This window comes from Nonomuraea mangrovi, from assembly GCF_042681425.1.
Taxonomy (GTDB): domain Bacteria; phylum Actinomycetota; class Actinomycetes; order Streptosporangiales; family Streptosporangiaceae; genus Nonomuraea; species Nonomuraea mangrovi.
Genome location: NZ_JBHUFV010000061.1, coordinates 668,372 through 680,343, shown reverse-complemented (window position 1 = coordinate 680,343; position 11,972 = coordinate 668,372). Strand labels below are relative to the sequence as shown.

Below are 11,972 nucleotides of genomic sequence, written 5' to 3'. Positions count from 1 at the left end.
CGTCCTGAACGTCTACTCTCCGCGTGTGGGTATTCGAATCGTCATCGCGGACGACCAGGCGATGGTCAGAGTCGGCCTTCGCATGGTCGTCGACAGCGAGGAAGGCATGGAGGTCGTCGGCGAGGCCTCCGACGGCCACGAGGCGCTCGCCGTGGTCAGGCGGACCCGTCCCGACATCGTGCTGATGGACATCTCCATGCCCCGCATGGACGGCCTCACCGCGGCCAGGCAGATCTTCGAGGAGCCCTCGCCGCCGAAGGTCGTCATGCTGACGACGTTCGACACCGACGAGAACCTCTACGCGGCCCTGCGGGCGGGCACCAGCGGCTTCCTGCTCAAGGTGTCGCCGCCCGAGCAGCTGGTGGAGGCGATCAGGGTCGTCCACGCCGGTGACGCCCTGCTCGATCCCGCGGTGACGAGCCGGGTCATCGCCTCCTTCGCCGGGCGGCACGATCCCACGCCGCCGCCCCAGCTGGCCGACCTGACCCCGCGCGAGCTCGAGGTGCTGCGCCTGCTTGCCAGGGGGCTGACCAATGCCGAGATCGCCCGCGAGCTGTTCGTCGGCGAGGCCACGGTCAAGACGCACGTGGCCCGCGTGCTGATGAAGCTGCGGCTGCGCGACCGGGCTCAGGCCGTCGTGTTCGCGTACGAGTCGGGCGTGGTCAGGCCGGGCGCCGCCATCGGGTAGTAGGCGGCCCACGCGGCGTCGCCCATGCGCAGCACCTTCAGGCCCGTCCAGCCGAGGGCGAGCACGGGGGCGCTCCAGAAAGGCACGGTCAGCGGGCCGTACGGCACGGCGAACGAGCCCAGGTAGCCGACGGCGACCACCAGCGGCACCCACCAGCCGACGAATCCCGACCGCCACACCGCCACGGTCAGGAGCGGCAGCCCGATCATGCCCAGGAACATCCATGGCAGCTGGAACGCGCCGACCGTGATCGGCAGGTCGAGCATCTCGTCCATGATCTGCTGCGCGCGCTCCGGCGAGTAGTGCCTGCCCAGCCACCATTCGACCGGGTCGATGATCAGCATGCCGGACAGCGAGCTGTAGCCGACCACCGACATGGCGGCGGCCACGTGACCGAGCCTGGTGCCGGCCCTGCGGGTCAGGTGGGCCAGGCCGAGGGCGGCCACGGCCATCAGCAGCCAGCTCCAGTGGTAGAGGGCGGACTGGACCTGGGCGAGTGTGGGGTTGACCCCGAAGCTGACCGCCTCGCGGTCATCGCCCCACGTACCGGGATCGACGACGACGGCGACCGCCTGGAGCAGCGGTGCGGTGATGAGGAGCGTGCCCGCGGCGATCCTGCGGAAGGCGACCTGGTTGTTCAGCATGCCAGGGACGGTAGGTCGGGCCCGGAGGCCGGGTCGTCCGCCTGCTGACCGATCCGCCCTCACCCGGCCGGGGGACGGGACGCCCCCCTGTCTCGCGATTCGGGAGGGTCTGGCGTTGCATGCCCAGGTTGTGTGTATATTTTCCGTAAGAAGGCGTCCGAAACAGGAGATTTTTATGCGAGCGTTCCCCAGGGTGCTGTTCGACGAGGCGCACAGCGAGTCATGGACGATCCGGCGCGACGTCGCCGAGACCATCAACCCCGCGCACCCCGACGACAACAGTTACGCGCGCGCGGCCGACCTGCTGCGCCGCCTGGGGCATCAGGTGACCTCCGGCGGCCTGGAGAAGCTCGCCGAGCAGGACGTCCTGGTGATCGCCCACCCGTCACAGGAGCGCTGGGAGCGGACCACCGGCCAGGGCAGCCCGATCTTCACCGCCGACGAGCTGAACGCGATCGAGTCGTTCGTCGCCGACGGCGGCGGGCTGATCGTCCTGGCCGAGGAGGAGCAGGACAAGTACGGCAACAACCTCGCCGAACTGCTCGGCCGCTTCGGCATCGGCATCACCCACGCCACCGTCCGCGACCCCGGCAACGCCCACCGCGGCGTCGCCACCTGGGTGCTCGGCGCCCCGGCCAAGGGCGGCGTGCTCGCGGGCGTCGACAGCGCGTGCTTCTACCGCTCCGGCGTGCTCACCGCCCGCGACGACGCCACGGTCCTGTTCGCCACCTCCGCCACCGCCGACCCGGCGGGCGCGCCGCTGGCCGTCTCCGTCGAGTACGGCAAGGGCAAGGTCGTGGCCTTCGCCGACTCCGACCTGTTCGGCGACGACTCCATCGACGACTACGACCACCGCACCCTGTGGGGCAACGTGGTGACGTGGGCGGCCAGGGTACCCGCCGCCACCCGCTCGGCAGGCGCGCAGGACGACGCGAAGGCCCAGCTGTTCGCTCAGCTCAAGGCCGTCGTCGAGGAGCTGCGTCCGCTCCAGGTCAAGGACGGCTCCGTCCCCGAGGACAAGCCGCACGCCGCGGCGCTCGTCGGCTACGTCTCCGACCTCGTGGGCAGGCTGTCCGGCTGCTTCCCGCACGACGCGGCCTACCTCGCCGCGGTGCAGGCGGACCTGGCCAAGTGGATCAAGCAGGACCTGGGCGTGCCCGACTTCCTCGACTCGCTCAACCTCTTCCACCCCGACACCCAGCGCGTCGACGGCCTGGAGCACCTCGTGGTGTTCCCCATGTACACCCAGAACGGCAACCCCAACCGCAACCTCGAAGCGGTCTGGATCCGCACGATCTGGCCCGAGTGGCTGGCCGCGCTCGAGTCGGGCGGCTACGACAACCCGCTGTTCGTGCCCATCGCCTTCGAGGACTTCACCTCCGGCTACGACACGTTCTCGGCCGTCCTGTTCCCCGAGACCGTCGCCGTACGGCAGGCGCCCGAGCGCTTCACCTGGGGCGGCATCTTCGCCGACCGGGAGGCCGCGCGCTTCCGCAGGGTCAGCGCCGCCGCCGCCCAGACGCTCAAGCTCGACCTGCCGCCGGACGCGGGCAGGCTGCTGGAGTCGCAGGAACTGGCCCAGGACACCTTCGTCATGTGGGACCTCATCCACGACCGCACGCACAGCCACGGCGACCTGCCGTTCGACCCCTTCATGATCAAGCAGCGCATGCCGTACTGGCTGTACTCGCTGGAGGAGCTGCGCTGCGACCTGACCGCGTTCGGCGAGGCCGTCAAGCTGGAGGCGGCCGGCGTTCCGCACGCCAGGTACGTACAGCTGGCCATCCTGTTCGACCGGCTCTTCCGCTTCCCGATCACCGGTGAGCGGGTGCGCAACTACGACGGGCTCGGCGGGCAGCTGCTGTTCGCCTACCTGCACCGCAACGACATCATCAGGTGGACCGACAACCGCCTGTCCGTCGACTGGAACCGCGTCGCCGACGGCGTGGCCGACCTGCGCGGCGAGGTGGAGAAGCTCTACCGCGACAGCATCGACCGCTCCAAGCTGGCGCACTGGCTCGCCGCCTACGAGCTGGTCACCGCCTACGTCGAGCCGCACCCGCGCTCGGCGTGGAAGCGCGGCGACCTGCCCGAGGAGCAGAAGGCCATGGTCGACGCCGTCCTGCCCGACGAGTTCCCCCTGAGCATGTTCTACGAGGCCCTTCGCCGTAAGCTCGGTGACGTCGTCGAGTCCACGAAGGGAATCACGGGAGTGAGCCCGACGCAGTGAGCGGAGTGGAGAGGAAGCGGAGCGAGCTCTCCGCGGAGGGAATGAGGAGGGCGCACGACCAATGGAGCGCAGCATGATCATTCTGATTACGGGAGCGGCGGGGCCCACGGGGCAGGCCGTCGCCCGTCACTTCACCGAGAATGGTCACACGGTCATCGGCGTGGACAAGGACGACGTCGACCTGCTCGACCGCGCCGCCGTCCAGGAGCTGGTCGCGAGCATCGACAAGGAGCACGGCCGCCTCGACGGCGTCGTGCACCTGGTCGGCGGGTGGCGCGGCGGCAAGACCTTCGCCGACACCGACCTGGAGGACTGGAACGTCCTGCACGACCTGCTCGTCCGCACCCTTCAGCACGTGTCGCTCGCCGTCGAGCCGCTGCTCAGGAAGTCCGACAACGGCAGGTTCGTGATCGTGTCGGCCAAGGCGGCCGAGCGGCCCAGCGCCGGCGGCGCCTGCTACGCCGCGGCCAAGGCCGCAGCCGAGGCGTGGACGCTCTCGCTGGCCGACGCGCTGAAGGACACCGGCTCGGCGGCGACCATCCTCGTGGTCAAGGCCCTGCTGAACGAGGACATGAAGGCCGCCAAGCCGGACGCGAAGTTCGCCGGGTTCACCCACGTCGACGCCCTCGCCGAGGCGGTCGCGGGGCTCTACGAGCGGCCCGCCCACGAGATCAACGGCACGCGATTGGACCTCACCCAGTGATTCCCCGCCACGACCCCGCCCTCAAGGCGTTCGCCAGCGACAACTACGCCGGCGTGCACCCGGAGATCCTTCAGGCCATCGTCACGGCCAACGAGGGACACCAGATCTCCTACGGCGAGGACGTCTACACCGAGGCGCTGCAGGACCTGTTCAAGCGCCACTTCGGCGACAGCGCCCAGACCTATCCGGTCTTCAACGGCACCGCCGCCAACGTCGTCTCGCTGCGCGCCATGACCCGGCAGTGGGAGGCCGTGGTCTGCGCCGACACCGCGCACATCCACACCGACGAGGGCGGCGCGCCCGAGGTCGTGGGCGGCATCAAGCTGTTCACCGTCCCCACCCCCGACGGCAAGCTCACCCCCGCGCTGATCGACACCCAGGCGTGGGGCTTCGGCGACGTCCACCGGGCCCAGCCCAAGGTCGTCTCCATCTCCAACACCACCGAACTCGGCACGCTCTACACGCCCGACGAGATCGCGGCCATCTGCGACCACGCCCACGCCCTCGGCATGGCCGTCCACCTCGACGGCTCCAGGCTCACCAACGCCGCCGCCGCGCTGGACGTGCCGCTGCGCGCGCTGACCACCGACGCGGGCGTCGACGTGCTGTCCTTCGGCGGCACCAAGATCGGTCTCCTGTACGGCGAGGCCGTCGTCGTCCTCAACCCCGACGCGGCCACCGGCGTCGACTACCTGCGCAAGACGTTCATGCAACTGTCGTCCAAGATGCGCTTCGTCTCCGCGCAGTTCGAGGCGCTGCTGTCCGGCGACCTGTGGCTGCGCAACGCCAGGCAGGCCAACGCGATGGGCCGCAGGCTCGCCGCCGCCGTACGAGACATCCCGGGCGTCGAACTGTCGAGGGAGGCGCAGGCCAACGCGGTCTTCGTCCGCCTGCCCAAGGACGTCACCGAGCGCCTGCAGAAGCGCTTCCGGTTCTACACCTGGAACGCCGCCATCGGCGAGGTGCGCTGGATGTGCTCCTTCGACACCACCGAAGCCGACGTCGACGCCTTCGCCGCCGCCGTGGCGGAGGAACTTCAGGGAGAGCCGCCCGTCTCCTTCTCGTAGGCGCTCAACTGCTGCTCCAGCGCCTTCATCAACTCGAAGACCTGGCTCGGCGGAATTCTGATACGGCTGACGATCCTGGTCGGGACATGCACCACGGGCTGTCCCGACTCGGGCTCCTCCGCCAGTTGCGGCGGCCGCGTGATCACCGCGAAGTCGAGCACGAACCCGTCGCGGGTATGCCAGACCGAGGCGAAGTTGGCGTACTGTCCCGCCTCGACCTCCGGCGAGATGCTGACCTCCAGGCGGCTTTCGGGCTCTTCCATGCCGCCATCGTGCCCTAAATCACGATCAACAGGCATGCCCATCGCGCCGCGCCCGCCTCACCCGGCCTCGCCGTCGGTCCTTCGGGCGCGCGACCCACCCCGAAACCGAACCTTACTCGTTGAGGATCGAGGCGAGCGGTGTCGCCCCGCGCTGCTTCAGCAGGTCTGCCATCAGGTTGATCTCGCTGGTCTGGCTGTTGACGATCTGCTGGGCCATCCCCTTCACCTCGGCCCTGTCCGTCAGCTCCAGCAGTCCCTTGGACATGTCGACGCCGCCTTCGTGGTGGCGGATCATCAGCTGCAGGTAGAAGACCTCGGCCTCCTTGCCCTGCAGGCTCCTCAGCTTGGCCATCTCCGCATCCGTGGCCACACCCGGCATCGGCTCAGGCTTCTCCTGCGTGCCGCCGTGCCCCGCGTGCCCGACCATCCACGCCATCTCGGGGCGGTCCGTGGCCTGGCCGAGCCCCCACTGCTGCAGCCACCCCATGAACATGCCGCGCTGCGCGGTCTGGGTGACGATGATGTCCTCGCTCAGGTTCCTGACGTCGGGCGAGGTCGACCTGTCGCGCACGATGAACGACATCTCAGCCGCCTGCGCGTGGTGTTTGCCCATGTCGCGGGCGAACCCGGCCTCAGGGGACGAGTCGGTGGGCGTGCCGCTCCCGCCCACCACGAAGAACAGGACGGCGGCGACGGCGAGCACCACGAGGCCCGCGATCTGAAGAGGCTTTTTCGTCATCGTTTTCCAGAGTACTGACCGGTCCTTCCTTATTCGCCTCATACGCCCCGAGGGCATAAGGTGACCCGCAGTTGGTGAGCCCATGGAGGAGACTGATGACGAAGGAGAAGGCGCAGGCGCGGCGCGAGCATCTGGCGAAGATGCGCGCCGAGCAGCAGGCCAAGGAGCGCCGGACCGCCATGGTGATGTGGGGCATCGGTGGCCTCGTCATCCTCCTCGTGATCGGCGGAGTGGGCTTCTACATCGTCAAGGATCGGCAGGCGACCTCGCTCGACGCCGTGACCAGCGTGTCCTACGCGGGTGGCGAGCACGTCTGGACGCCGGTGACGTACAAGGAGGCCCCGCCGGTCGGCGGCAAGCACAACAACTACTGGCAGCAGTGCGCCATCTACGACAAGCCCATTCACAGCGAGCACGCGGTCCACTCGCTCGAGCACGGCGCGGTCTGGATCACCTACCGTCCCGACCTGCCCAAGGCCCAGATCGAGAAGCTGAAGTCGATCGCCGAGTCGACGGGCGACTCCGCCTACATGCTGGTCAGCCCGTACCCGAACCTGCCCGCGCCGATCGTGGCCAGCTCGTGGGGCCACCAGCTCACCTTCCAGAACGCGGACGACGCCAAGCTGCCCAAGTTCATCACCAAGTACCAGAACGGCGCCGGCACCCCTGAGCTCGGCGCCACCTGCGGCGGCGAGTACGCGATCACCACGACCGCCGACCAGCAGCCGCTGCCGCCCGAGCCCAAGGGCCAGGCGACGCCGGCGCCGAGCGAGTCGCTCGCCCCCTCGGCCACGCCGTCGCCCTCGAAGTCCTAGGCCAGCACCTCCGCGAGGGATGTCGACACGAGCCCGTGCGCTTCGGCCACGGGCTCGCTGGTCAGGCGCCCCTCGTGCGTGCTCAGGCCTCGGGCGAGCATGGGATCGGCCCTCAGCGCGGCCAGCCAGCCGCTGTGGGCGATGGCCAGCGCGTACGGCAGGGTGACATTGGTCAGCGCGAACGTCGAGGTGTGCGGCACCGCCCCTGGCATGTTGGCCACGCAGTAGAAGATCGACTCGTGAACCTTGTAGGTCGGCTCCGCATGGGTGGTGGGCCTGGAGTCCTCGAAGCAGCCGCCCTGGTCGATGGAGATGTCCACCAGGACGGATCCCGGCTTCATCCTGCTGACCAGCTCGTTGGTGACGAGCGTCGGCGCCTTCGCACCGGGCACCAGCACGGCGCCGATCACCAGGTCGGCCTCCATCACCGCCTTCTCGATCTCCAGCGTGTTCGACGCGATCGTCTGGCAGTGGCCCTGATAGATCACGTCGGCCTGCCGCAGCTTGTCGATGTTGCGGTCGAGCAGCAGCACCTCGGCCTGCATGCCCAACGCGATCGCCGCCGCGTTCATCCCCGACACACCCGCGCCGATCACGACGACGGTCGCCGCGCGCACTCCCGAGACGCCGCCCATCAGGACGCCCCTGCCGCCTTCAGGGCGCATCAGGTGGTAGGCGCCCACTTGCGGGGCGAGCCGCCCCGCAACCTCCGACATCGGGGCGAGCAGAGGCAGTGCGCCGTTGTCCGCCTGGACGGTCTCGTAGGCGATGCCGGTCACGCCCGAGTCGAGCATCGCTCGCGTGCACGGCTCGGAGGCGGCCAGGTGGAGGTAGGTGAACAGCACCTGCCCCTTGCGCATCCTGTGGTACTCCTCGGCGACCGGCTCCTTGACCTTCAGGATGAGGTCGCCCGTGCCCCACACCTCGTCGGGACCTTCGAGGACCACCGCGCCGACGGCGGCGAAGTCCTCGTCGGGGATCGCCGACCCCCTTCCGGCATCACGCTCGACGAAGACCTGATGCCCATGCCTGATCAGTTCGTGCGCGCCCGCGGGTGTGAGGGCCACGCGATACTCATGGTTCTTGACCTCGCGAGGAACTCCGACCTTCATAAGAGCAATGTTCCCCGGGCAGGGGGTGACACTGTGTATGGACCGTGCCAAGGTTCTTGGCAGTCTGTCGATGATTTCCGGGTTCTTGCCGTCCTCGCTAGGCTCTGCGGAAGCACCAGTCAGGATGGGGTTCACGGATGGAGAAACCGCCGCCGCCGGGGCAACCGCCCGGGGCGCAGCCCTCAACGGTCCCGGACGGGCCGAGGGCGAGCAGGCTCACCACCATCGTGCTCATCGTCTCCCTTGTCCTGGTCGTGCTGACCGCGGGCGTGCTCGGCACCGTCGCCGTGCTCATGACGAGGAACCCCGACTCGCCGCTGTTCGGGGGCAAGCCGCCGATCAGGCTCGGCCAGCCGATCTACTTCGCCCCCGTCGAGGATCAGAAGGCCTCGCCCTGTCCCGGCGAGAAGGTGGCGCTCTCGCTCGACGGGAAGATCTGCTACTTCCTGTCCGAGGCGGTGCCCGTCTCGGCCGTGCAGACGATCGAGACGGTCAAGGAGAAGGACAGCTACGGCGTCAGGATCGCCGTTGCCCCCGCCTTCCGCGACGCGCTCGCCGCGTTGATGAAGGAGCGCGTCGACGAGCAGATCGCCATCCTGGTCGGTCAGAACGAGACCGCCACCGTGCTGGCCGCGCCCACGGTCGCGCAGCAGATGAGCGGCGACAGCGTGAGCATCGCGGGCTTCACCAAGGAGAAGGCGGACGAGCTGGTGAAGGCGATGCTCGGAGCCGTGGCGCCGCCCGCCACTCCGAACGCGCCTGGAACGCCTGGCACGGGCACCACTCAGCCGGGGACGACGCCGGGGACGACGCCTGGGACGACGCCTGGGACGACGCCTGGGGCGACGCCTGGGGCGACCCAGCCCGGCTCCACTCAGCCCGGCACCGGGGCGGTGACGCCCGGGACGACGCAGCAGGGCGTCCCTAGCCCGGGAGCCACCCAGCCCGGTGCCACCCAGCCGGGCGCCCGTACGACCGCCACCACGCCGCCAGGCTCGGGCACCGCCGCGACCACCGGCGGCACGCAGAGCACGGGTTCCACGCTCAGCGCCGGCAGCGAGAAGCGCTACCCCAGCTGCAAGGAGGCCAGGGCGGCCGGGTACGGCGGGCCGTACCAGAAGGGCAGGCACCCGCAGTACTACTGGTACACGGACAAGGACGCCGACGGGTTCGCCTGCGACCCCCAGGACGGCTGACGGCAGCTCTCACCCGATAGGTTCACGGCCGTGGAAGGGATCGCGGGGACCGTCGCCACGGCGGTGGGGATGTTCGCCGGCACGAACCTGGACGACATCATCGTGCTGACGGTGTTGTTCCTGTCGTCGAGAGCCGGCGGGGCGCCCAGGGCATGGCAGATCTGGGGCGGGCAGTACGCCGGGATCGCGGTCCTGGTCGCCGTGTCGGTGGTCGCCGCCCTCGGCCTGACGATCGTTCCCGACGACTGGGTCGGCCTCCTCGGCCTGATCCCCTTCGCGCTCGGCGTCCGCGGCCTCGTCTCCGCGATCCGTGCCCGCGGCGACGACGACACTCCGCCGCCCGGCGCCTCGAGCCTTGCCGCCGTCGCGGGAGTGACGATCGCCAACGGCGCCGACAACATCTCGGTCTACACCCCGGTGTTCCGTACCATCGGCGCGGGGCCCACCCTCGTCACGATCGCCGTGTTCGCCGCAGGCGTCGCCGTGTGGTGCCTGGCGGGCTTCTGGCTCGGCTCGCACAAGAAGGTCATCGAGATCGTCGAGCGGTACGGCCGATGGCTCGTCCCCGTCGTGTTCATGATCATCGGTGGTGTCATCGTCGTCGAGTCGGGCGTCCTGGCGCAGCTCTTCTGAGCGCGTCCGGCCAGAGCCACCACGCGTCATGGCCGGTAGGGGCCCGAGGTGACCGCGTAGATGTAGATGACCATGTTGGAGTACCCGGGTGTCTCGATGAGAAGCGCGAACCACGTGCGCGGTCGCGTCGGCACGTAGGGGCCGCTCCCCGGCGTCCGCGTCAGAAGAAGCCGCTGATCGCGAAGTACACCAGGAAGATGAGCGAGACCACCCACAGCAGCCAGGGGATCTCGGCGAACTTCCCCCTGGCCGCCTTGACGACCGTGTAGGCGATCACCCCGGCCCCCACCCCGTTGGTGATGCTGTACGTGAACGGCATCAGCGCGATCGTCAGGAACGCGGGGATCGCCAGCTCCAGATCCTCCCAGGGCACGTTGCGGCTCTGCGTCATCATCAGCGCGCCCACCAGCACGAGCGCGGGAGCGGCCGCCGCGGCGGGCACGACCTCGGCCAGCGGGGTGAACAGCATGGTCAGCCCCAGCAGCGCCCCGGTCGCGACGCTGGCCAGTCCGGTGCGCGCGCCCTCGCCCACGCCCGCCGCCGACTCCACGAACACGGTGTTGGACGAGGCGCTGCAGAAGCCGCCGACCACGCCGGCGACGCCGTCCACGGTCAGGATGGCGCCGAGCCGCGGCACCCTGCCTTGGGCGTCGACCAGTGAAGCCTCGTCGGCGACGCCGATGATGGTGCCCATCGCGTCGAAGAAGCCCGACAGGACCAGCGTGAACAGCACGATGGAGGCGGTGACCACGCCCGCGGTGGCGAATCCGCCGAACAGGTCGACGGCGCCGATCAGCGCGAAGTCGGGCGGTGAGATCACCGCTTCGGGCACGTCGGGTACGACGACGCCCCACTGTTTGGGGTCGATCGTGGCGACGGCGTTCACGATGATCGCGACGATCGCGGTGATCACGATGGAGAGCAGGATGGCGCCCGGCGTCTTGCGGACGAACAGCACGATCATCAGCAGCAGCCCGAAGCAGAACACCGTGACGGGCCAGCCCGCCAGATGACCGGTCGCGCCGAGCTGCAGGGGAGTGGCGCCCGCGCCCGAGACGAAGCCCGCGTCGACCAGGCCGATCAGCGTGATGAACATGCCGATGCCCACGCTGATGGCGTGCTTGAGCGCCAGCGGGATCGAGTCCATGATCAGCCGGCGGACGCCGGAGACCGCCAGCAGGATGATCACCAGGCCCTCGAGCACGACCAGGCCCATCGCCTGGGCCCAGGTCATGTGCGGGGCCGCCTGGTAGGCGACGACCGCGTTCAGCCCGAGCCCCGCGGCCACCCCGAAGGGGGCGTTGCCGATGAACGCCATCAGCAGCGTGCTGACGGCCGCCGCCAGCGCTGTCGCCGTGGTCAGCTGGCCGATGTCGAGCCGCGCCCCGGTGATGTCCGTCGCGCCGGCCAGGATGATCGGGTTGAGCAGGATGATGTAGGCCATCGCCATGAAGGTCGTGACCCCGCCACGCACCTCACGCCCGACCGTCGTGTCGCGTGCGGAAAGCTCGAACAGCCGGTCGAGCACGATCATCCCCCCTACGGTCGAAGGGGGATGATCGTTTTTCTACCCCGGTTTGCCCTGCGGCTACCGCTGCTCGTGCTTCCCGCCGCCGACCAGTGCGACGAACTCGTCCAGCGTGATGCTGCCGTCACCGTCACGGTCGGCCGACGCGACGAACGCCTCGATCTCCTCGTCGGTGACCCCGTGACCGCCCAGCGCCTGATTCACCTGCCGGATCTCGCCCGCCGTGAGCACGCCGTCGTGGTCGGTGTCGAACTTCTCGAACTCGGCCTTGGCCGCCTCGCGCGCTTCGGACATGAGGGCACTTTCCTCCGTGATTAGTCGAGCCTGTCGAGCACCCAACCTAGCGCGGCCACG

General features: G+C 69.3%; 13 protein-coding genes. 7 read left to right on the top strand and 6 right to left on the bottom strand.

Features of this window, described 5'->3' with window-relative positions:
- Window positions 1-25: 25 nt before the first annotated feature.
- The gene (locus tag ACFSKW_RS42135; RefSeq protein ID WP_379579863.1) at window positions 26-688 is read left to right on the top strand and encodes a response regulator; all 663 of its coding nucleotides are present in this window, start codon (window positions 26-28) and stop codon (window positions 686-688) included.
- On the opposite strand, the gene ACFSKW_RS42130 is transcribed toward ACFSKW_RS42135, so the two are convergent.
- Complete coding sequence (locus tag ACFSKW_RS42130) at window positions 628-1,332, bottom strand: hypothetical protein (protein ID WP_379579861.1); 705 nt, start codon at window positions 1,330-1,332, stop codon at window positions 628-630. The two genes, ACFSKW_RS42135 and ACFSKW_RS42130, sit on opposite strands and share 61 nt — an antisense overlap.
- Before the next feature lie 175 nt (window positions 1,333-1,507).
- On the opposite strand from ACFSKW_RS42130, the gene ACFSKW_RS42125 reads away from it, so the two are divergent.
- From ACFSKW_RS42125 to ACFSKW_RS42115, 3 genes are all read left to right on the top strand, one after another.
- Window positions 1,508-3,562: a DUF6421 family protein gene (locus tag ACFSKW_RS42125; protein ID WP_379579859.1), complete on the top strand. Its 2,055-nt coding sequence runs from the start codon at window positions 1,508-1,510 to the stop codon at window positions 3,560-3,562.
- A 73-nt stretch (window positions 3,563-3,635) separates the two neighbouring features.
- On the top strand, window positions 3,636-4,265 hold the full coding sequence (locus tag ACFSKW_RS42120; protein WP_379579857.1) for an SDR family NAD(P)-dependent oxidoreductase: 630 nt from the start codon (window positions 3,636-3,638) through the stop codon (window positions 4,263-4,265).
- Complete coding sequence (locus ACFSKW_RS42115) at window positions 4,262-5,332, top strand: threonine aldolase family protein (protein ID WP_379579855.1); 1,071 nt, start codon at window positions 4,262-4,264, stop codon at window positions 5,330-5,332. The genes ACFSKW_RS42120 and ACFSKW_RS42115 overlap by 4 nt, the downstream gene beginning before the upstream one ends.
- Here ACFSKW_RS42115 and ACFSKW_RS42110 read toward each other — a convergent pair.
- Both ACFSKW_RS42110 and ACFSKW_RS42105 read right to left on the bottom strand, forming a co-directional pair.
- Complete coding sequence (locus ACFSKW_RS42110; protein ID WP_379579853.1) at window positions 5,302-5,595, bottom strand: DUF3467 domain-containing protein; 294 nt, start codon at window positions 5,593-5,595, stop codon at window positions 5,302-5,304. The genes ACFSKW_RS42115 and ACFSKW_RS42110 overlap by 31 nt on opposite strands.
- A gap of 112 nt (window positions 5,596-5,707) precedes the next feature.
- Window positions 5,708-6,334 (bottom strand): DUF305 domain-containing protein, encoded by a 627-nt coding sequence (locus tag ACFSKW_RS42105; protein ID WP_379579851.1) that lies wholly within the window; start codon window positions 6,332-6,334, stop codon window positions 5,708-5,710.
- A gap of 95 nt (window positions 6,335-6,429) precedes the next feature.
- Between ACFSKW_RS42105 and ACFSKW_RS42100 the strand changes: the two genes are divergently transcribed.
- A complete protein-coding gene (locus ACFSKW_RS42100; RefSeq protein ID WP_379579849.1) occupies window positions 6,430-7,149 on the top strand; it encodes a DUF3105 domain-containing protein in 720 nt (239 codons plus the stop codon).
- On the opposite strand, the gene ald is transcribed toward ACFSKW_RS42100, so the two are convergent.
- Complete coding sequence (gene ald, locus ACFSKW_RS42095; RefSeq protein WP_379579847.1) at window positions 7,146-8,261, bottom strand: alanine dehydrogenase; 1,116 nt, start codon at window positions 8,259-8,261, stop codon at window positions 7,146-7,148. The two genes, ACFSKW_RS42100 and ald, sit on opposite strands and share 4 nt — an antisense overlap.
- A 137-nt stretch (window positions 8,262-8,398) precedes the next feature.
- Here ald and ACFSKW_RS42090 point away from each other — a divergent pair, with 137 nt between their 5' ends.
- Together ACFSKW_RS42090 and ACFSKW_RS42085 are read left to right on the top strand one after the other, a co-directional pair.
- On the top strand, window positions 8,399-9,457 hold the full coding sequence (locus tag ACFSKW_RS42090) for an excalibur calcium-binding domain-containing protein (protein ID WP_379579845.1): 1,059 nt from the start codon (window positions 8,399-8,401) through the stop codon (window positions 9,455-9,457).
- Window positions 9,458-9,487: 30 nt separating this feature from the next.
- The gene (locus ACFSKW_RS42085) at window positions 9,488-10,090 is read left to right on the top strand and encodes a cadmium resistance transporter (protein ID WP_379579843.1); all 603 of its coding nucleotides are present in this window, start codon (window positions 9,488-9,490) and stop codon (window positions 10,088-10,090) included.
- Between the two features lie 160 nt (window positions 10,091-10,250).
- Here ACFSKW_RS42085 and ACFSKW_RS42080 read toward each other — a convergent pair whose 3' ends face one another.
- On the bottom strand, window positions 10,251-11,624 hold the full coding sequence (locus ACFSKW_RS42080) for an NCS2 family permease (RefSeq protein ID WP_379579841.1): 1,374 nt from the start codon (window positions 11,622-11,624) through the stop codon (window positions 10,251-10,253).
- A 54-nt stretch (window positions 11,625-11,678) separates the two neighbouring features.
- Entirely contained in the window at window positions 11,679-11,957 is a 279-nt protein-coding gene (locus ACFSKW_RS42075; protein ID WP_379579839.1) for an EF-hand domain-containing protein, read from the bottom strand.
- Window positions 11,958-11,972 lie beyond the last annotated feature (15 nt).

What these genes read in the sequence shown, in the direction of transcription:
- ACFSKW_RS42130 (WP_379579861.1), bottom strand. Translation starts at nt 1,332, where the DNA reads ATGCTGAACAACCAGGTCGCCTTCCGCAGGATCGCCGCGGGCACGCTC.
- ald (WP_379579847.1), bottom strand. Translation starts at nt 8,261, where the DNA reads ATGAAGGTCGGAGTTCCTCGCGAGGTCAAGAACCATGAGTATCGCGTG.
- ACFSKW_RS42080 (WP_379579841.1), bottom strand. Translation starts at nt 11,624, where the DNA reads ATGATCGTGCTCGACCGGCTGTTCGAGCTTTCCGCACGCGACACGACG.
- ACFSKW_RS42125 (WP_379579859.1), top strand. Translation starts at nt 1,508, where the DNA reads ATGCGAGCGTTCCCCAGGGTGCTGTTCGACGAGGCGCACAGCGAGTCA.
- ACFSKW_RS42100 (WP_379579849.1), top strand. Translation starts at nt 6,430, where the DNA reads ATGACGAAGGAGAAGGCGCAGGCGCGGCGCGAGCATCTGGCGAAGATG.
- ACFSKW_RS42090 (WP_379579845.1), top strand. Translation starts at nt 8,399, where the DNA reads ATGGAGAAACCGCCGCCGCCGGGGCAACCGCCCGGGGCGCAGCCCTCA.
- ACFSKW_RS42110 (WP_379579853.1), bottom strand. Translation starts at nt 5,595, where the DNA reads ATGGAAGAGCCCGAAAGCCGCCTGGAGGTCAGCATCTCGCCGGAGGTC.
- ACFSKW_RS42120 (WP_379579857.1), top strand. Translation starts at nt 3,636, where the DNA reads ATGATCATTCTGATTACGGGAGCGGCGGGGCCCACGGGGCAGGCCGTC.
- ACFSKW_RS42105 (WP_379579851.1), bottom strand. Translation starts at nt 6,334, where the DNA reads ATGACGAAAAAGCCTCTTCAGATCGCGGGCCTCGTGGTGCTCGCCGTC.